Annotated in this window: 13 protein-coding genes; 2 read left to right on the forward strand and 11 right to left on the reverse strand. The window is 67.7% G+C overall.

Features of this window, described 5'->3' with window-relative positions; all coding sequences use genetic code 11:
• Positions 1-25 precede the first annotated feature (25 nt).
• Both gcvH and gcvP read left to right on the forward strand, forming a co-directional pair.
• Complete coding sequence (gene gcvH, locus SRAA_RS07080; RefSeq protein WP_045531731.1) at positions 26-391, forward strand: glycine cleavage system protein GcvH; 366 nt, start codon at positions 26-28, stop codon at positions 389-391.
• Positions 392-467: 76 nt separating this feature from the next.
• On the forward strand, positions 468-3,446 hold the full coding sequence (gene gcvP / locus SRAA_RS07085) for an aminomethyl-transferring glycine dehydrogenase (protein WP_045531733.1): 2,979 nt from the start codon (positions 468-470) through the stop codon (positions 3,444-3,446).
• A gap of 23 nt (positions 3,447-3,469) precedes the next feature.
• Here the strand turns inward: gcvP and SRAA_RS07090 are convergent, their stop codons facing one another.
• The 11 genes from SRAA_RS07090 to gyrA form a co-directional block, all read right to left on the reverse strand.
• Positions 3,470-5,122 carry an acetolactate synthase large subunit gene (locus SRAA_RS07090; protein ID WP_045531735.1) on the reverse strand — a complete coding sequence of 551 codons (1,653 nt, stop codon included), beginning with the start codon at positions 5,120-5,122 and terminating at the stop codon, positions 3,470-3,472.
• Positions 5,119-6,744 carry an FAD-dependent oxidoreductase gene (locus tag SRAA_RS07095; protein ID WP_029461665.1) on the reverse strand — a complete coding sequence of 542 codons (1,626 nt, stop codon included), beginning with the start codon at positions 6,742-6,744 and terminating at the stop codon, positions 5,119-5,121. Before SRAA_RS07095 ends, SRAA_RS07090 begins: the two co-directional genes overlap by 4 nt.
• Before the next feature lie 21 nt (positions 6,745-6,765).
• Positions 6,766-7,914: a lipopolysaccharide assembly protein LapB gene (locus SRAA_RS07100; RefSeq protein WP_029461664.1), complete on the reverse strand. Its 1,149-nt coding sequence runs from the start codon at positions 7,912-7,914 to the stop codon at positions 6,766-6,768.
• Positions 7,904-8,197 (reverse strand): lipopolysaccharide assembly protein LapA domain-containing protein, encoded by a 294-nt coding sequence (locus SRAA_RS07105; protein ID WP_029461663.1) that lies wholly within the window; start codon positions 8,195-8,197, stop codon positions 7,904-7,906. The genes SRAA_RS07100 and SRAA_RS07105 overlap by 11 nt, the downstream gene beginning before the upstream one ends.
• A 73-nt stretch (positions 8,198-8,270) precedes the next feature.
• Positions 8,271-8,579 carry an integration host factor subunit beta gene (locus SRAA_RS07110; protein ID WP_045475833.1) on the reverse strand — a complete coding sequence of 103 codons (309 nt, stop codon included), beginning with the start codon at positions 8,577-8,579 and terminating at the stop codon, positions 8,271-8,273.
• A gap of 7 nt (positions 8,580-8,586) precedes the next feature.
• A complete protein-coding gene (gene rpsA, locus SRAA_RS07115) occupies positions 8,587-10,266 on the reverse strand; it encodes a 30S ribosomal protein S1 (RefSeq protein WP_029461661.1) in 1,680 nt (559 codons plus the stop codon).
• Between the two features lie 163 nt (positions 10,267-10,429).
• Positions 10,430-12,496, reverse strand: a complete 2,067-nt coding sequence (locus SRAA_RS07120; protein WP_045531737.1) for a bifunctional 3-phosphoshikimate 1-carboxyvinyltransferase/cytidylate kinase — start codon at positions 12,494-12,496, stop codon at positions 10,430-10,432.
• A 23-nt stretch (positions 12,497-12,519) separates the two neighbouring features.
• On the reverse strand, positions 12,520-13,509 hold the full coding sequence (locus tag SRAA_RS07125; RefSeq protein ID WP_082039964.1) for a prephenate dehydrogenase: 990 nt from the start codon (positions 13,507-13,509) through the stop codon (positions 12,520-12,522).
• 12 nt (positions 13,510-13,521) lie between these two features.
• Positions 13,522-14,721: a prephenate dehydratase gene (gene pheA / locus SRAA_RS07130; protein ID WP_082039965.1), complete on the reverse strand. Its 1,200-nt coding sequence runs from the start codon at positions 14,719-14,721 to the stop codon at positions 13,522-13,524.
• Positions 14,722-14,816: 95 nt separating this feature from the next.
• Positions 14,817-15,965 carry a 3-phosphoserine/phosphohydroxythreonine transaminase gene (serC, locus tag SRAA_RS07135; RefSeq protein ID WP_045531742.1) on the reverse strand — a complete coding sequence of 383 codons (1,149 nt, stop codon included), beginning with the start codon at positions 15,963-15,965 and terminating at the stop codon, positions 14,817-14,819.
• 43 nt (positions 15,966-16,008) lie between these two features.
• The gene (gene gyrA, locus SRAA_RS07140) at positions 16,009-18,759 is read right to left on the reverse strand and encodes a DNA gyrase subunit A (protein ID WP_045531744.1); all 2,751 of its coding nucleotides are present in this window, start codon (positions 18,757-18,759) and stop codon (positions 16,009-16,011) included.
• Between the last annotated feature and the right edge of the window lie 71 nt (positions 18,760-18,830).

Genomic DNA, 18,830 nt, shown 5'->3' on the forward strand with positions numbered 1-18,830 from the left:
CCCCACCCCCATGCAAGGAATACCCATGAGCTTGAAATACACCCCCGATCACGAATGGGTGCGCGTCGAAGGCGACTGCGCCACCGTCGGCATCACGGCGCACGCGCAAGACGCGCTGGGCGATGTGGTGTTCGTGGATCTGCCCGAAATCGGCGCCGCGTTGGCGCAAAAAACCGTGGCCGGCGTGGTCGAATCCGTGAAAGCGGCGTCCGACATTTATATGCCGCTCAGCGGCACCGTGCTCGAGGTCAACGAGGCGCTGCGCGCCGACCCGGCGCTGGCCAACTCCGACCCGCTGGGCGCGGGCTGGTTTTTCAAAATCCGCTTCAGCCAGCCGGCCGAACTGAATACCCTGCTCGACGAAGCCGCCTACACCCAGTTGACGCAGTGAGCGCGGGGTAAGCGCGCCGTTCGCGCCCCTGCAAGCACACCCCCACCATTTACCCCCGCTGCGGCCCGCTCGCGATATGACCCACCCTGCCCAAACCCCCTTGAGCGAACTCGAACAAGCCACCGAGTTCCATGCCCGCCACATCGGCCCCAGCGCCGCCGATGAGGCGCAGATGCTGCGCGCCATCGGGGTTGAGTCGCGCCGCGCCCTGATCGAGGCCATCGTGCCGCCCGGCATCGTGCGCGCGCAAGCCATGCAACTGCCGCCGGCCGTGGGCGAAGCGGCGGCGCTGGCCGAACTCAAGGCCATCGCGCAGCAAAACCAGGTGCTGCGCAGCTTTATCGGGCAGGGTTATTACGGCACCCACACGCCTGGCGTGATTTTGCGCAACATCCTGGAAAGCCCGGCCTGGTACACCGCCTACACCCCCTATCAGGCCGAGATTTCGCAGGGCCGCATGGAGGCGCTGCTCAACTTCCAGACCCTGGTCTGCGACTTGACCGGGATGGACATCGCCAACGCCTCCATGCTCGACGAAGCCACCGCCGCCGCCGAAGCCATGACGCTGGCCAAGCGCTCGGTCAAGGCCAGCGGACACACGATCTTGGTCAGCGCCGATTGCCACCCGCAGACCATCGAGGTGCTGCAAACCCGCGCCGCCCCGCTCGGCCTGGTGGTGCAACTGACGCACTCGGCCGAGGAATGGCAGACTGCGCTGCAGCAAGACCACTACTTCGCCGCCCTCAACCAGTACCCCAGCAGCAGCGGCTGGCTGGCCGACTGGCAGGCCAGCGCCGACGCCATCCACGCCAAGGGCGCGGCGCTGCTGCTGGCCACCGACCTGCTGGCCCTGACCGTGCTCAAAGAACCCGGCGCGATGGGGGCCGACATCGTTTTTGGCAGCAGCCAACGTTTCGGCATGCCCATGGGCGCAGGCGGCCCGCACGCCGCTTTCCTGGCCTGCCGCGACGCCTTCAAGCGCTCGCTGCCCGGCCGCTTGGTGGGGGTGAGCGTGGATGCGCACGGCCAGCGCGCCTACCGGCTGGCGCTGCAAACACGTGAGCAGCACATCCGGCGCGAAAAAGCCACCTCCAACATCTGCACCGCACAGGTGCTGCCGGCCGTGGTGGCCAGCATGTACGCGGTCTATCACGGGCCGCAGGGGTTGCGCCGCATCGGCGAGCGCGTGGCGCGCTACACCGCCATTTTGGCGGCCGGGCTGGAGCAGCTCGGGGTGCGGCTGCTGCACCAGAGCGCCTTCGACACCCTGACGCTGGACTTGGGCAGCGCCGACGCCGCCGCCGCGCTGCACCAGCGCGCGCAAGCCCAGGGCATGAACCTGCGCCGCTATGCGCATGAGGGCGTGGGCGTGGGCAAGGGCGAGCGTGCGGCCTGGGTAGGCATCAGCCTGGACGAAACCACCACCCGCGCCGACCTGTATCAGCTCTGGGGCCTGCTGGCCGACGGCGCGCACGCCCTCACCTGCTTGGGCGAGCTGGAACACGAGACCGAGCCGCGCATCCCACCGGCGCTGCGCCGCCGCAGTGCTTACCTGACGCACCCGGTGTTCAAGCGCTGCCAGAGCGAGACCGCCATGCTGCGCTACATCCGCTCCTTGTCGGACCGCGACCTGGCGCTGGACCGCAGCATGATCCCGCTCGGCTCCTGCACCATGAAGCTCAATGCCAGCAGCGAGATGATCCCCATCACCTGGCCCGAGTTCGCGCACCTGCACCCCTACGCCCCGGCGGAACAGATGCAAGGCTACCGTTTGCTCGACGAGCAACTGCGCGCCTGGCTGTGCGAGGCCACCGGCTACGCCGGCATCAGCTTGCAGCCCAACGCCGGCTCGCAGGGCGAATACGCCGGCCTGCTGGCGATCCGCGCCTGGCAGGCCGCCAACGGGCAGGGCCAGCGCGACATCTGCCTGATCCCGCAGTCGGCCCACGGCACCAACCCGGCCACGGCGCAGATGGTCGGCCTGCAAGTGGTGGTGACGCGCTGCGACGAGGCCGGCAACGTGGACTTGGCCGATTTGCAAGCCAAGTGCGAGCAATACAGCCAGCGCCTTGCGGCGGTGATGATCACCTACCCCAGCACCCACGGCGTGTTCGAGACTTCGGTGCGCGAACTGTGCGCGCTGGTGCACCGCCACGGCGGCCGGGTCTATATCGACGGCGCCAACCTGAATGCGCTGGTCGGCCTGGCGGCACCCGGCGAATTCGGCGGCGACGTGAGCCACCTGAACCTGCACAAAACCTTCTGCATCCCGCATGGCGGCGGCGGACCCGGCGTGGGCCCGGTGTGCGTAGTCCCCGACCTGCTGCCCTACCTGCCCGGCCACGCCAGCGCCCAGGCCGTGGGGGCTTATACCGGCAGCGCAGCGCCTGCAGGCGCAAGCGTGGGGGCCACACCAGTCGGGGCCATCTCAGCTTCACCGCTGGGCAATGCCGCCGTGCTGCCGATCTCGTGGATGTACATCCGCATGATGGGTGCCGACGGCCTGCGCGCCGCCACCGAGAGCGCCATCCTGAGCGCCAACTACATCAGCCGCCGCCTGGCGCCGCACTACCCCACCCTCTACGCCAGCCGCGAGCAGCACGTGGCGCACGAATGCATCCTGGACTTGCGCCACTTCAAGGAAAGCTGCGGCGTCATGGCCGAAGACGTGGCCAAGCGCCTGATCGACTACGGTTTTCACGCGCCCACCCTGAGCTTTCCGGTCGCCAACACGCTGATGGTCGAACCCACCGAGAGCGAACCGCTGCCCGAGCTGGACCGCTTCATCGCCGCCATGAGCGCCATCCGCGAGGAAATCCGCCTGATCGAAACCGGCCACTGGCCGCGCGACGACAACCCGCTCAAAAACGCCCCGCACTGCGCCGCGCAGCTCACGCGCTCCGACTGGCCGCACCCCTACCCGCGCGAAGTGGCGGCCGCCCTGCACGGCAGCGCCTTGGCCGGCAAATACTGGCCCCCGGTTGGGCGCGTGGACAACGTCTACGGCGACCGCAACCTGTTTTGCTCCTGCCCGCCGCTGGAGGAATTGCCCTAAGCCCTAACACCGGACCAGTTCGTTTAAGGCGCCACGGCGCGCTTGATGCCGAGCGCCATGGGGCGCGGCAAATGCCGCAGCGAGTGCAGCAGATAGGGCAACAAGCGCAGCTTCAGACCACTGACCGAGCGCGGCACCACCGCTTCGATCAGGTGCGGGCCGGGGGTGCGCAGGGCGTGCTCGAGCGCGTCCAGAAATTCTTCGGTGCTGCGGGCGCGGCGCGAGGGCACGCCCATGCCTTGCCCCAGCGCCACAAAGTCCAGCGGCGGCTGGCTCAGGTCGAACTGCTGCTGCGCGGCCCGCCCGCCTGCTTCGGCCCCGACGCGCTGCAACTCCAGGTTCAAGATGGCGTAGCTGCGGTTGTTGAAGACGATGTTGATCACGTGCAGCCGCTCGCGCGCCATGGTCCAGAGCGCTTGCAGGGTGTACATGGCCGAGCCGTCGCCGTTGAGCGAGATCACCGGCCGATCTGGGCAGGCCAAGGCGGCCCCAACGGCACAGGGCATGCCCTGGCCAATGGCCCCGCCAGTGAGGGTGAGCAGATCGTGCGCCGGCGCACCGGCGCTGTAGAGCGGCAGCAGCAGGCCGGAGGTCTGGGCTTCATCAACCACGATGGCGCGCTCGGGCAGCAGGTGCCCCAGCGCTTTGCAGACCTTGTCGGCGCTGAATTTGCCGCTCGGGCGCGGGGCGCGCCGGGCCGGCTGCAAGGCGGGCGTGGCTTGTGCGGCTCCCACGGTCTGCACCAGTTGTTCCAAGCTTCCAGCCACATCTTGCTCGGCGCTGCACAGGGTGTGCAGCGTGCAGCCCTCGGGTACCAAGCGGCTGGCTTGGCCGGGGTAGGCAAAAAACGAGACCGGCTCTTTGGCGTCGATCAAAACCAAATGATCGAGGCCGCGCAGTTGCACCGCGGCCAGTTCGGCCAGATAAGCGATGCGCTCGACGGCGGGCAGGCCGGCCCCGCGCTGCATGCGGGTCGGGAAGGTTTCGGCAAACAGTTGCACCCCGGTGTGCGCGGCCAGGCGCGCCGCCGCCAGCAGGGCCGTCTGGCGCAGTGCGCGGCCGCCCAGCAGCAGCGCTTTGCGCCCCGGGCCTTGCAGCACACGGGCCAAACGCTCCAACGCATCGGTGCTGGCCAAGGGCGGCGCGGCCGCAGGGGCCGCTGCCAGCGGCTGCGCGCCCTCACCCCACGAGACGTCGGCCGGCAAGATCAGGGTGGCGACGGCACCCGGTGGGCCCTTGCAGGCGGCCAAGGCATCGAGCGCGTCCTGGCACAGCGCTGGGCTGCTGGCCGAGGTGCGCACCCAGAGCGAGACGTTGCGCGCCACGGTCTCAATATCCGACTGCAAGGGTGCGTCGTGCTGCACGTGGCGGGTGGCGTGGTCGCCCACGATGTTGAGCAGCGGCACCCGGGCCTTGCGCGCATTGTGCAAGTTGGCCAAGCCGTTGCCCAAGCCACAGCCTAGGTGCAGCAGGGTGGCGGCGGGTTTGTCGGCCATGCGTGCGTAACCGTCGGCGGCCCCGGTGGCCACGCCTTCGAACAAGGTCAGCACGGCGCGCATCTGCGGCGTGCGGTCGAGCGCGGCGACGAAGTGCATTTCCGAGGTGCCGGGGTTGGTGAAGCAGGTGTCGACACCGGCATCGACCAGGGTTTTGAGCAGGGCATGGGCGCCGTTCATGGGGTGTCTCCAAGGGCAAGGTGGCGTGCGGCGGCGCGCGCCGTGAGGATGCAGCCGGGCAGGAAGGTGCCCTCCAGCGAGCGTTTGCCGCAGGCCCCGCCGCCACCAAAACCGGCTGCCTCACCAACGGCGTAGAGGCCGGGCAGCGGCTGGCCGGTGTGGTCGAGCACCCGGCTGTGCAAGTCGGTCTGCAAGCCGCCCAGGCTCTTGCGGGAGATAAGCCGCACCTGAATGGCGATATACGGCCCGGCCCCGGGCTGGCTCAAGGGCGCCGGGGCGCAGGTGCGCAGCCGATCGGGGCCCCAAAGCCGGGCGTGCAGGATGCGGCGGATTTGATCGTCGTTGCAGTGCGCCAGCCCGGCGCTGAACTGGGCGTCGAAGGCGGCCACGGTGGCTTGCAGGGTGCCGGGGGCCAGGTCTGGGTTGCCAGCGAGCGCGTTCATGCGCTGCTCCAGCTCGGGCAGGGTGTCGGCGGCGATGAACTGCGGGCTCTCGGCCAGCATCTGGCGCACCAGCCGGTGGTTGCCGAGCAGGGTTTCGCGCAAAAACGCCAGCCAGTTGCGCTCGCGGATGTGCAGGTTGTGTTCGGCGCCGGAAATCGCCAGCTCCTTGGCGGCGATGCGCCAGTTGAGCAACTGCCACGTGTAGCCGCGCGGTTGCGCCGCCACCTGCTGGCACAGGGCGTGGGTGTCAAAACCGGTGACCAGCGCTTGCGGCCCGATGCGCCGCCCGCTGCTGTCGAGCCAGAGCGCCGATTTGCAGGGTATGAGCGAGAGCCCATGCCCAGCGAAATGCGGCTGTGGGTGCGGCACCCCGGCGGCGTAGTTCCACATTCGCCCAGCGTGCGTGACCTGCCCACCCAAGGCCTGCACGCGCTGATGCAACACACCGTCGGCGTAGGGGTGGGCGCCGTTGAGCAGATCGGGCGGTGGCGCTGAGCCAGTCGGCCAGTGGCGGCGCACCTGCTCCAGGCTGCCGTTGATCCCGCCGGTGGCGACCACCACATGATCGGCCTCGAAAACCTGCTCGACCCCGCTGGCTTCGTCGATGGCGATGGCCCCATTGACACGGCCCGCCAGCCGCGTGAGTTCGGTGACGCGGTGCCGATGCCGCAGCAGCAGGCGATCGCTGCCACGGCTGCGTGCGGCTTGCTGCAAGGCGGCGATGACGGTCTGCGTCAGGTGCGCGGCGGTGCCCCACAGCACGTGGTAGCGCGGCAGGCTGTTGCCCTCGCCGTACTGGCCGCGCTCGACCCAGTTGACGGCAGGCAAAAAGCGCAGGCCGTGACCCAGCAGCCACTCATAAACCTCGGGCGTGCTGCGCTGCACGTAATGTTCGGCCCAGCGCCGGGGCCACACTTCGCTGGCATCGAGCTCGCCAAAGCGCAGCCAGTCTTGCAAGGCCCGCTCGGGGCTGTCGGGGATGCGCTTGCGCCGCTGCAGCGGGGTATCGATCAGGCACATGCCGCCAAAAGCCCAGCGCGCCAGACCGCCCAGACGCTCTGGGGTGTCGCGGTCCAGCAGCGTGACGCGCCGACCAGCGCGCAGGCACTCCAGCGCCGTCACCAAGCCGGCCAGCCCAGCGCCGATGACTAGGACCTCGGTGCGCGGCAGGGTGGGCATGGCAGGATTCCTTGGGAACGTTCAGATCTCTTCGATGCGCAACGGCGGGTAGCTGTCCCAGCTCTGGCAGCCGGGGCAGTGCCAGAAGTACTGGCGCGCCTCAAAGCCGCAGCCGGCGCAGCGGTAGCGTTTGAGCGGCTCGCAGGCGCGCTCGAGCGCCGGTTTGATGAGGCTTTCTTCTTCTGGCAGGCCCCAGTGAGCCCCACCCAGCCACAGGTTGGCGGCCACCAGCGAGGGCTCTCGCCTCAAGTGTTCGAGGTAACGGGCGCGCGCCGCTTGCACATCGTCTTCTAGGCTGGCCAAGGCTTGCGTGACGTCGAGCGAGGCTGTGTGCTGCTGACTCCACTGTTGCAGTGTGGCCCGCACGGCCTGGGTGCGCCCCAGGCGTTTGCCCCACAGCGCCAGATTGTGCGCCACCAGCGGCAGGTGCGAGGGCGTGTGCTGCACCAGGTGCTGCAAGGCATCCCAAGCCCCTTCGGTCTGCTGCAGGCTGTGGCGCAAATCGGCCAGCTGCACCCAAGCCCGCGCCGATTCGGGGATGCGCTGCACCAGTTGCTCCAGCAGCACCAAGGCCTCGGTGGTGTGCTGCTGCTGGCGCAAGGTGGCGGCTTGCTCGCAGCGGTAATGCGCCAGCCGCAACTGAAAGCTGCCACGACCGGCGTCCTCGAGCAGCTCGGCCATTGCGCCCGCTTGGCTCCAGTCGCGCGTGCGCTCGTAAATGGCCAGACGGGCCAATCGGGCATCGGTTTGCAACGGGGTGCCTTCGAGCCGCAACAGCGCCGCCTCGGCGCGGTCGAGCAGGCCCGCCTTAAGAAAATCCTGCGCCAGCGCATGGCGCGCACGCTCGGTCTCGCGGGCCGACAAGTCGGCGCGCGCCAGCAGGTGCTCGTGCACCCGCACCGCGCGGTCGTAGTCGCCGCGGCGGCGAAACAAGTTGCCCAGCGCAAAATGCAGCTCGGAGGTGTCGGGGTCGTTTTGCACCGCCTCGATGAAGGCGTCGATGGCCTGGTCGTGTTGCTCGTTGAGCAGGTGGTTCAGGCCCCGAAAGTAGGCCTTGGGGGCGCGCCGGTTTTCTAGCCGCATCTGGCGCAAATCGAAGCGCGAAGCCAGCCAGCCCAGCGCAAATGCCGCCGGCAGGCCCCAGAGCAGGCTGATTAGGTCAAATTCCATGAGGAGGTGGTTCGCCGCCGCCGCTTGCTTTGGATTCGGTGTGGCTGACCGGTGCAGCCACTGCGGCCCGTGCCGCCCGGCGCGCGCGCAGCCACAGCGGCGTCATGACCGCCACACCCAGTGCGACACCCAGCACCAGCGCCGCCAGCACCACCAGCACCAGCGGGGCGTCCCAGTAGGCACCAAAAAACAAATGCAGACGAACGGCGCCTTGGTTGTTGAGCGCGAACGCAAACACGACAAAAAAAATGGCTGCCTTGAGCAGCCACGAGAGGTAATTCACGCTTGCCCCCAGTGGTGTGCAAGATTGTAGCGGGCTTGCGCGCCCCCACACCCTTGCACACGCGCTGGCGCACTCAAGCGGAATTTGAACGGGAGGCCGCGCCCCCGGCATCGACCTGCTCGCGCAGGGCTTTACCGGGTTTGAAGTGCGGCACGCGCTTGGCCTCGATGGCCACGCTCGCACCGCTGCGCGGGTTGCGGCCCATGCGCGCCGCGCGTTCGTTCAGCGTAAAGCTGCCAAAACCGCGCACCTCGACGCGCTGGCCCTTGACCAAGGCCTGCGCAATGGCCGACAGGATCGTCTTGACGGCCAATTCGGCATCGCGCTGACCCAACTGGCCAAAGCGCTCTGCCAAAGCCTGCACCAGATCGCTGCGCGTCATGGCCGGGTCAACCGTTGTTGTCGAGCTTGGCGCGCAGCAGGGCCCCGAGGCTGGTGGTGCCCGCATTGCCCGCATTTTGCTGGCTCAGGTTGGCCATCGCCTCTTGCTGCTCGGCCATGTCCTTGGCTTTGATCGAAAGCTGGATGTTGCGCGTCTTGCGGTCCACGTTGACCACCACGGCCGTCACTTCATCGCCCTCTTTGAGCACGTTGCGAGCGTCTTCAACCCGGTCGCGCGCGATTTCGGAAGCCCGCAGGTAGCCGATCACGTCGCTGCCGAGGTCGATTTCGGCGCCTTTGGCGTCCACCGTCTTGACCTTGCCGGTCACGCTGGCACCCTTGTCGTTCATCGAGACGAAGGTGGTGAAGGGGTCGCCGTCGAGCTGTTTGATGCCCAAGCTGATGCGCTCACGCTCCACATCGACCGCCAGCACGATGGCCTCGACTTCTTGGCCTTTCTTGAAGTTGCGCACGGCGGTTTCGCCGGCTTCGTTCCAAGACAGGTCGGACAAATGCACCAAGCCGTCGATGCCCGCGGCCAAGCCGACGAACACGCCGAAGTCGGTGATGGAGCGGATCGGGCCCTTGACGCGGTCGCCGCGCTTGGTGGCTTCGGCAAACTCGTGCCAAGGGTTGGCGCGGCACTGTTTCATGCCCAGCGAGATGCGGCGCTTGTCTTCGTCGATCTCGAGCACCATCACCTCGACCTCGTCACCCAGGGCGACCAGTTTGTTGGGGGCGATGTTCTTGTTGGTCCAGTCCATTTCAGAGACGTGCACCAGCCCTTCGATGCCCGGTTCGAGCTCAACAAAGGCGCCGTAGTCGGCGATGTTGGTGATCTTGCCGAACATGCGCGTGCTGGCCGGGTAGCGACGTGCCACGCCCATCCAGGGGTCGTCGCCCATTTGCTTGAGGCCCAGGCTGACGCGCTGCTTCTCGGCGTCGAACTTGAGCACTTTGGCCGTGACTTCTTGGCCTGGTTGCACCACCTCGGAGGGGTGACGCACGCGCCGCCAAGCCATGTCGGTGATGTGCAGCAGGCCGTCGATGCCACCCAAATCGACGAAGGCGCCGTATTCGGTGATGTTTTTGACCACGCCGTGCACGATCGAGCCTTCGCGCAGGGTGTCGAGCAGCTTGGCGCGTTCTTCGCCCATCGAGGCCTCGACCACGGCGCGGCGCGACAGCACCACGTTGTTGCGTTTGCGGTCGAGCTTGATGACCTTGAATTCGAGCGTTTTGTTCTCGTAGGGGCTGAGGTCTTTGGTGGGGCGGCTGTCGACCAGCGATCCGGGCAGGAAGGCGCTGATGCCGTTGACCATGACCTTGAGGCCACCTTTGATTTTGATGCTGGTGGTGCCGGTGACGAAATCGCCCGATTCGAGCGCGCGCTCGAGCGCCATCCAAGAGGCCAGACGCTTGGCTTTGTCGCGCGACAAAATGGTGTCGCCGTAGCCGTTTTCGACCGCTTCCACGGCCACCGAGACGAAGTCGCCGGCTTGGACTTCGAGTTCGCCCTGATCGTTCTTGAACTCGGCGATCGGCACGTAGGCTTCGGACTTAAGTCCGGCATTGACCACGACGTGGTTGTGCTCGATGCGCACGACTTCGGCGGTGATGACCTCGCCTTGGCGCATTTCGGCGCGCTTGAGCGATTCTTCAAATAGGGCGGAAAAAGATTCAGACATGGGGCTTCCTGTGCCGCGAGTGCCTTGCAAGGGGGTGAGCGTAAGGCATGCGGCGGGTGCAAAAACGCAAGGCCAAAGGGCGCTGCGGGTTTCGTGGTTGTGAACCCTCGGGCCTGCGGCTGACAGAAACAGCCGGCGGGGCCTTTGGGGCCTGCTTAACTTGCTATTCCAGCGCAGCGCTTGGGCGCAACACCGGACTTGCCTGCCACCAGTCCAACACCTGCTGCACCGATTGCTCGATGCTCAGGGCGGAGTTGTCTAGCAGGAGGGCTCCTTCGGCCGGCTTCAAAGGCGCTGCGCTGCGCGAGCGGTCGCGCTCATCGCGTGCCTCTAAGTCAGCCAAAAGGTCTTTAATTGTAGCACTTTCGCCCCGCTCTTGCAACTGCCACAGCCGCCGCTGGGCACGCTGGGCCGCGCTGGCGGTGAGGTAAACCTTGAGCGCGGCGTCGGGAAAGATGACGCTGCCCATGTCGCGCCCGTCGGCCACCAGGCCGGGCAAGCGCCGGAAGTTGCGTTGCAAGTCGAGCAAGGCGGCGCGCACCTCGGGCACAACGGCCACGCGCGAGGCCGCCATGCCGGCGGCTTCGCTGCGCACCTCGTCTGTCACATCCTCGTGGCCCAACCAGACCCGGCCCTGCTCGAAGCGCACCAGGAGCTGCTGCGCCAGCCGGCCCAAGGCGGCGGCCTGCTGGGGCTGCTGCAAGGCGGCGGCTGCGGTGTCGAGCCCGGCGCGCTCGGCCGCCAGCCCCACCAGCCGGTACAGCAGGCCCGAATCGAGCAGGTGGTAGCCCAGCCGCGCCGCCAGTTCGGCCGCCAGCGTGCCCTTGCCGGAGGCGCTGGGGCCGTCGATGCACAGCACCGGGATGTGCGACGGCTGCGCCTGGCAGACGCCAAACAGGGTCTCGAAAAAATCGGGGAAGGTTTTGGCCACGCACTTGGGGTCTTCGATGCGCAGCCCGAGTTGCGCCGGGTTGAAGGCGGCCAAGGCAAAGCACATCGCCACCCGGTGGTCGTCGTAGGTGTGGATGCTGGCCGTTTGCCAGCCGCGGCCATCGGCGGGCAGGGGGTGCACGCGCAGATAATCGGGCCCCTCCTCCACTGTGGCGCCGAGCTTGCTGAGTTCGCAGCGCATGGCGGCGAGGCGGTCGGTTTCCTTGACGCGCCAGCTCGCGATGTTGCGCAGGGTGCAGGGGCCGTCGGCGTAGAGCGCCAGCACGGCCAGCGTCATGGCGGCGTCGGGGATGGCGTTGCAGTCGAGGTCGATGGCCTTGAGTGGCCAGGCGCCGCGCCGCACCTGCAGCGCATTGGCGCTGCCTTCGATCTGCGCCCCCATGGCGCGCGCGGCTTCCACAAAACGGATGTCGCCCTGGATCGAGTCCAGCCCCACGCCTTCGATGGTGATGCCGCTGTGCCCTAGGCTGGGCTGGGCGATGGCCCCGAGCGCGATGAAGTAGCTGGCCGAGGAGGCGTCGGCCTCGACGTGGATTTGCCCCGGCGACGCGTAGCGGCTGCCGGCGGGTATGACAAAGCGCTGCCAGCCCTGGCGCTGCACCGCCACGCCAAAGCGCGCCAGCAGCGCCAGCGTAATTTCTATGTAGGGCTTGGAGATGAGCTCGCCCACGACCTCGATTTCAATCGCCTGCTGCTGCGCCGCCAGCGGCAGCGCCAGCAACAAGGCGGTGAGGAACTGGCTCGATACGTCGCCGCGCACGCGGATGGGCTCGGCCAGCCGCAGCGCGTGCGGCGCGCCGTCGCCCACGCGCAGCGGCGGGTAGCCGGGCTGGCCCAGGTGCTGCACCGGACAGCCGAGCTGGCGCAGCGCGTCGGCCAAATCGCCGATGGGGCGCTCGTGCATGCGCGCCACGCCGCTGAGCTCGAAAGCCGCCCCGTGCTGGCAGGCCAGCAGGGCCAGCGCGGCACACAGCGGGCGCATGGCGGTGCCGGCGTTGCCCAAAAACAGGCTGGCTTGGCGCACCGGCAGTTGCCCGCCCAGGCCGTGTACCGTGAGGCTGTGCGGGCCGTGGCGTTGCAAGCGGCAGCCCAGCGCGTCGAGCGCGGTCAGCATGACGCGGGTGTCGTCGGAGTCGAGCAGGTCTTCGATCCGGGTCTGGCCTTGGCTGAGCGCAGCCAGCAGAAGCACCCGGTTCGAGATGCTCTTGGAGCCAGGCAGGCGCACCGTGCCACCGGCGCGGTGCAAGGGGGGGAGATCGAGAAAGGCGGTGGCGTACATGGGGCGGGTGTTGGGGGGCCGAATTATTCGAGGCAGAGCCGGGGCTCGGGTGTGCCAGCGGGGTTGCTGGCACCACCCAGGGCCGGCGCTGTGGCAGCCGGAGCGGCATGCGCATTTGCAGCCGCACCCGCCCCGCCCTGCCCGCCTGCCGGCCATTGCTGGGCATGCTGGCTGCGGCCTCGGCTGGCGTGGCCGATCAGGGCCTGGAGCGCCGCCGTGTCGCGCTGCTGCATGGCGCCTTCCAGAGCAGCCAGGGCATCGCGGAAATGTTGCAGTTGCGCCAGCACCTCGGTGCGGTTGGCCAGCAAAATATCGCCCCAGATGGTCGGGTCGCTGGCGGCAATGCGGCTGAAATCCCTGAAACCCGGCCCGGCCAGCCCCAGCCACTGCGGCCCCTTCGGCTGCGCCAGCAAGGCGTTGAGGGCGGCAAAGGCCAGCAAATGCGGCAGGTGGCTGACGGCGGCGTAGGCGGCGTCGTGCGCCTGCGGCTCCATCTGGCGCACCTGTGCCCCGAGCGCGCCCCAGAGCCGCTGCGCGCGCACGGTCTGTTCCGGGTCGGTCTCGGGCAGCGGCGTCAGGATCACCTGGCAGCCACGGTAGAGCTCGGCGTCGGCGTGCTCGATCCCGGCCGACTCTTTGCCGGCAATCGGGTGCGCCGGCACGAACTGCGGCAGGTGCGCGCCCAGGTGCTGGCGCGCCGCCGCCACCACGTCGGCCTTGGTCGAACCCACATCCAGCAGCAGCGCCTGCGGGGCCAGCAGGTGTCGGATGGCCTTGAAGGTGTCGGCGCAGGCCGCCACCGGCACGGCGACCAGCACCAGATCGGCGCCCGAGACGGCCAGCAACGCCGATGGCGCTTCGACATCGATCACCCCCAGCGCACGGGCGCGCGCCAGCGTGAGCGGCGATTTGCTGTAGCCCACCACCCGCCGCACCAAGCCCGCGCGCTTGAGCGCCAGCGCAAAGGAGCCGCCCATCAGGCCGCAGCCGATCAGGCCGAGTTGCTCAAACATATCGTGGCCCTCTCATTCGGCCACCGGGTAGGCCCCGAGCACCTGGTAAAACGCACACAGGCCCTGCAACTGCTGCAAGGCCGCCGCCACGTGGGGCTGGCTCGGGTGGCCGGCTAGGTCGATGTAGAAGTAATACTCCCACTGGCCCGATTTGGCCGGGCGCGACTCGAAGCGCGTCATCTGCACCCCGTGCTGCTTGAGCGGCACCAGCAAATCGTGCACGGCGCCGGGGCGGTTCGGCACCGAGAGCACGAGGCTGGTGCAGTCGCGCCCCGAAGGCGGCGGCATGGCCATGGTCTGCGGCAAGCAGATCACGGCAAAGCGGGTGCGGTTGTAGGCTTCGTCCTGCACCGCATGCGCCACGATGTGCAGTCCAAACTGCGCCGCAGCGCGCTCGCTGGCCAGCGCCGCCCAGGCCGGGTTGGCCGCTGCCAGCCGCGCCCCTTCGGCGTTGCTCTCGACCGCGCGCCGCTCGGCCTGCGGCAGGTGCAGCGCCAGCCAGTGCTGGCATTGCGCCAGCGCCTGCGGGTGCGCCAGCACCCCCTCGATGCCCTCCAGCGTGTTGAGCTGGCGCAGCAGGTTGTGGCGGATCAGCAGGCTGACTTCGCCCACCACGTGCACCGGCGAGCGCAAAAACAGATCGAGCGAGCGCGTGACCACGCCTTCGGTGCTGTTTTCAATCGCCACCACGCCAAACTGCGCCGTGCCGGCGGCGGTGGCGTGAAACACCTCGTCGAAGCTGCTGCAAAAAATCAGGTTGGCGGCACTGCCAAAGTATTCCACCGCCGCCTGCTCGCTGAAGGTGCCCGCCGGGCCCAGCACCGCCACCCGCTGCGGGGCTTCCAGCGCCAGGCAGGCCGACATGATCTCGCGCCAGATCGCGCCCACGTGTTGGTTCAGCAGCGGGCCGCCGTTGCGCGCCTGCAAACCCTCGATCACCTGCGCCACCCGGTCTGGCCGAAAAAACGGCGAGCCTTCGGCGCGCTTGATCGCCCCCACCTGCTCGGCCACGCGCGCGCGCTGGTTCAGGAGCGCGAGCAGTTGGGCGTCGAGGGTGTCGATCTGCAGCCGCAAATCGGCCAGGGCCGGGGTTTGCTGCACTGGCTGGGCAAGGGCCGATGCCGGAGCCGATTGCGCCGGGCTGGCCGCAGCGGCTGCTGGGGCGGTGGAAGGTGCCGGGGCGGGGCAAGGGTCGGAGGCGGGCGGCTGCATGGGCGGGGCGGTGAGAGATGGGGTGGGCGATGGGGGTGGATCAGGCTGCAATCGGATGCAAGTTGGTGCCATCGGGCCTTGATTTGCCGCCCCCTTTAGGACTGGCGCTCGAACTCGCGCATCCACTCCACCAGCGCCTGCACGCCCGCCAGCGGCATGGCGTTGTAGAGGCTGGCGCGCATGCCACCCACCATTTTGTGGCCCTTGAGCTGCAACAGCCCGCGCGCGGCGGCCCCTTCCAAAAAGGCGGCGTTGCGCGATTCGTCGCGCAAAAAGAAGGGCACGTTCATGCGCGAGCGGCAGGCCGGATCGACCCGGTTCTCGTAAAGCTGTGAGCCGTCGATGCAGTCGTAGAGCAGGCGCGCCTTGGCAATGTTGCGCGCCTCCACCGCCGCCAGCCCGTGCAACTCGGCTTGGCCCTGGCCCACCGGCTCGCGCTGCGCCTTGATCCACTGCAGCGTCAGGCCGGCCAGGTAAATGGCGTAGGTGGGGGGGGTGTTGAGCATCGACTGATTCGCCGCTTGCAGGCGGTAGTCGAATACGCTGGGGCAGATTGGCAGCGCGTGGCCGAGCAAGTCTTCGCGCAGCACCACCAGCGTCAGGCCAGCCGGGCCAATGTTTTTTTGCGCCCCGCCATAAGCCAACGCGACCCGGCTCCAGTCCAGCGGGCGCGAGAGCACGTGCGAGGAAAAATCGATCAGCAGCGGGGCTTGGCTGCCGAGCGCGCTCAGGTCGGGCAGCTCGTGGAACTCGACCCCGTGCACGGTTTCGTTGCTGCACAGGTGCAGGTAGCTGGCCTCGGGGCGCAGGCGCCAAGTGGTAGGGGCGGGGATGTGGGTGTAGCCGCTTTCAGCACCTGCATGGGTGCTGGCCGCGTCGGCCACCACCTGCGCGTCGCCGTATTTGGCGGCTTCTTGGGCCGACTTTTGGCTCCAACTGCCGGTGACGACGTAATCCATCTGCCGCTGCGGCTTGAGCGCGGCCAGGTTGAGCGGGATGACGGCGTTTTGCGCCTGCGCTCCGCCTTGCAGAAACAGCACCTTGTAGTGCGCCGGAATGGCCAGCAGCTCGCGCAAATCGGCCTCGGTCTGCTCGATGATGGGGCCGTAGTCGCGGCCGCGGTGGCTCATCTCCATCACGCTCATGCCGCTGCCGTGCCAGTCGAGCATTTCGTCGGCGGCTTGCTGCAGCACCGCCTCGGGCAGGGTGGCGGGGCCGGGGGAGAAGTTGTAGGGGCGGGTCATGGGGGGCGGCGGTGGAGGGGGGCAAATGCGGCAGGGCTTGGGTTCATTCGGCCGCAGCGTCGTCGGCGGCCGGGGCGGGGGCTGGGCCGGGTTCGTCAGTTGCAGGCTCCGATTCCTCACCCACCCCAGCCCCCGCCCCGGTCGCAATGGCGGCATCGTTTTCCACCACGCGCTGCAAGCCGCTGAGCTTGGCGCCGGCATCGGTGGCGATCAGGGTCACGCCCTGGGTGGCGCGGCCCATCTCGCGGATTTCGGCCACCCGGGTGCGCACCAGCACGCCGCTGTCGGTAATCAGCATGATTTCGTCCTCCGGGTGCACCAAGGTGGCGGCCACCACCTTGCCGTTGCGCTCGGTTTGCTGGATGGCGATCATGCCCTTGGTGCCGCGGCCGTGGCGCGTGTATTCGCTGATGGCGGTGCGCTTGCCATAGCCGTTTTCGGTCGCGCACAGCACGCTGGCGCGGGGTGCGGCGCTGGCGCTGCCCGTTGGGGTGTCGGATGCGGTGTCGGATTCGGTGGCCTCGGAGGCCTCGGCCACCAGCATGGCGATCACGCGCTGGCCTTCTTCGAGCATCATGCCGCGCACGCCGCGCGCGTTGCGGCCCATCGGGCGCACATCGTTTTCATCGAAACGCACCGCCTTGCCGCCGTCGGAGAACAGCATCACGTCGTGGTGGCCGTCGGTGAGCGCGGCCCCGATCAGGAAGTCGCCCTCGTCCAGATCGACGGCAATGATGCCGGCCTTGCGCGGGTTGGAGAACTCATCGAGCGCGGTCTTTTTCACCGTGCCCATGGCGGTGGCCATGAACACATACTGGTCCGCCGGGAAGCGCCGGTTGGACCCGGTGAGCGCCAGCGCCACATTGATTTTTTCGCCTTCGGCGAGCGGGAACATGTTCACGATCGGGCGCCCACGCGAGCCGCGCGAACCCGATGGCACCTCCCAGACCTTGAGCCAGTACAGGCGGCCGCGGTTGGAAAAGCACAAAATCCAGTCGTGCGTGTTGGCGATGAAGAGTTGGTCGATCCAGTCGTCCTCTTTGGTGGCAGTGGCCAGCTTGCCGCGCCCGCCGCGCTTTTGTGCCCGGTACTCGCCCAGCGGCTGGCTCTTGATGTAGCCGCCGTGGCTGAGCGTGACCACCATATCGGTCGGGGTGATCAGGTCTTCGGTTGAAAGGTCGTGCGCGCTGTGCTCGATGGTGCTGCGCCGCGCGCCCAGCCGCGTGAGGCCAAACTCGGTTTTGATGGCCGTGAGTTCGTCGGCGATGATCTGCGAAACCCGCTGCGGCGTGGCCAGGATGTCGAGCAAATCGTCGATTTCGGCCATCACAGCGCGGTATTCGGCCACGATTTTGTCTTGCTCCAGCCCGGTCAGGCGCTGCAGCCGCATCTGCAAAATTTCTTGCGCCTGTGTCTCGCTCAGGCGGTACAGGCCCTCGGGCTGCATGCCGAACTCGCGCTCCAGCGCGTCCGGGCGGTAGTCGTCGGCATTCACGCTGCTGCCGTCGGCGCGGGTGCGGGTGAGCATCTGGCGCACCAGTTGGCTGTCCCAGTGCCGCGCCATGAGCTCGGTGCGCGCCTGCACCGGCGTGGCCGATTCGCGGATGATGCGGATGAACTCGTCGATATTGGCCAGCGCCACCGCCAGCCCCTCCAGCACGTGGCCGCGCTCGCGCGCCTTGCGCAGCTTAAACACGGTGCGCCGCGTCACCACCTCGCGCCGGTGCTGCAGGAAAATGTCGATCAAATCCTTGAGGTTGCACAACTTGGGCTGGCCATCGACAAGGGCCACCATGTTGATGCCAAAGGTGTCTTGGAGCTGCGTTTGCTTGTACAGGTTGTTGAGCACCACCTCGGGCACTTCGCCGCGCTTGAGCTCGATCACCAGCCGCATGCCGGATTTGTCGGATTCGTCCTGGATGTGGCTGATGCCCTCGATTTTTTTCTCGTGCACCAGCTCGGCCATGCGCTCTTGCAGCGTCTTTTTGTTGACCTGATACGGCAGCTCATCGACCACGATGGCCTGGCGCTGGCCGCGGTCTATGTCTTCGAAATGGCATTTGGCGCGCATCACCAGCCGCCCACGGCCAGTGCGGTAGCCCTCGCGCACGCCGTGGATGCCGTAGATGATGCCGGCGGTGGGGAAGTCGGGCGCCGGGATGATTTCCATCAAGTCATCCACGCTGGCTTGCGGGTGGCGCAGCAGGTGCAGGCAGGCATCGACCACTTCGCTTAAGTTGTGCGGCGGAATGTTGGTCGCCATACCGACCGCAATGCCGGTCGAGCCATTGACCAGCAAATTGGGCCAGCGCGCCGGCAGCACCAGTGGCTCTTTTTCGCTGCCGTCGTAGTTGGGGCCAAAGTTCACCGTGTCTTGGTCGATGTCGGCCAGCATCTCGTGCGCGATCTTGGAGAGCCGGATTTCGGTGTAGCGCATGGCGGCGGCGTTGTCGCCATCGACCGAGCCGAAGTTGCCCTGCCCATCGACAAGCAGGTGGCGCAGCGAAAAATCCTGCGCCATGCGCACGATCGTGTCATAGACCGCGCTGTCGCCGTGCGGGTGGTACTTACCGATCACGTCACCGACGATGCGCGCCGATTTTTTGTAGGGCCGGTTCCAGTCGTTGCCCAGTTCGTGCATGGCAAACAGCACGCGCCGGTGCACCGGCTTGAGGCCATCGCGCGCATCGGGCAAGGCCCGGCCCACGATCACGCTCATGGCGTAGTCGAGGTAGCTGCGCCGCATCTCCTCTTCGAGGCTGATGGGCAGGGTTTCCTTGGCGAAAGCAGTCATGGGGCGGCAGGGTAGGCTATACAGAGAAGGCAATCCGACATTTTAGGCGCTGGCGCGCGGGCCTGGCCCAG

The organism is Serpentinimonas raichei, assembly GCF_000828895.1.
Taxonomy (GTDB): Bacteria; Pseudomonadota; Gammaproteobacteria; order Burkholderiales; family Burkholderiaceae_C; genus Serpentinimonas; species Serpentinimonas raichei.

What these genes read in the sequence shown, in the direction of transcription:
- serC (WP_045531742.1), bottom strand. Translation starts at nt 15,965, where the DNA reads ATGACCCGCCCCTACAACTTCTCCCCCGGCCCCGCCACCCTGCCCGAG.
- gyrA (WP_045531744.1), bottom strand. Translation starts at nt 18,759, where the DNA reads ATGACTGCTTTCGCCAAGGAAACCCTGCCCATCAGCCTCGAAGAGGAG.
- SRAA_RS07120 (WP_045531737.1), bottom strand. Translation starts at nt 12,496, where the DNA reads ATGTACGCCACCGCCTTTCTCGATCTCCCCCCCTTGCACCGCGCCGGT.
- pheA (WP_082039965.1), bottom strand. Translation starts at nt 14,721, where the DNA reads ATGCAGCCGCCCGCCTCCGACCCTTGCCCCGCCCCGGCACCTTCCACC.
- SRAA_RS07100 (WP_029461664.1), bottom strand. Translation starts at nt 7,914, where the DNA reads ATGGAATTTGACCTAATCAGCCTGCTCTGGGGCCTGCCGGCGGCATTT.
- SRAA_RS07090 (WP_045531735.1), bottom strand. Translation starts at nt 5,122, where the DNA reads ATGAACGGCGCCCATGCCCTGCTCAAAACCCTGGTCGATGCCGGTGTC.
- SRAA_RS07125 (WP_082039964.1), bottom strand. Translation starts at nt 13,509, where the DNA reads ATGTTTGAGCAACTCGGCCTGATCGGCTGCGGCCTGATGGGCGGCTCC.
- gcvH (WP_045531731.1), top strand. Translation starts at nt 26, where the DNA reads ATGAGCTTGAAATACACCCCCGATCACGAATGGGTGCGCGTCGAAGGC.
- gcvP (WP_045531733.1), top strand. Translation starts at nt 468, where the DNA reads ATGACCCACCCTGCCCAAACCCCCTTGAGCGAACTCGAACAAGCCACC.
- rpsA (WP_029461661.1), bottom strand. Translation starts at nt 10,266, where the DNA reads ATGTCTGAATCTTTTTCCGCCCTATTTGAAGAATCGCTCAAGCGCGCC.
- SRAA_RS07110 (WP_045475833.1), bottom strand. Translation starts at nt 8,579, where the DNA reads ATGACGCGCAGCGATCTGGTGCAGGCTTTGGCAGAGCGCTTTGGCCAG.
- SRAA_RS07095 (WP_029461665.1), bottom strand. Translation starts at nt 6,744, where the DNA reads ATGCCCACCCTGCCGCGCACCGAGGTCCTAGTCATCGGCGCTGGGCTG.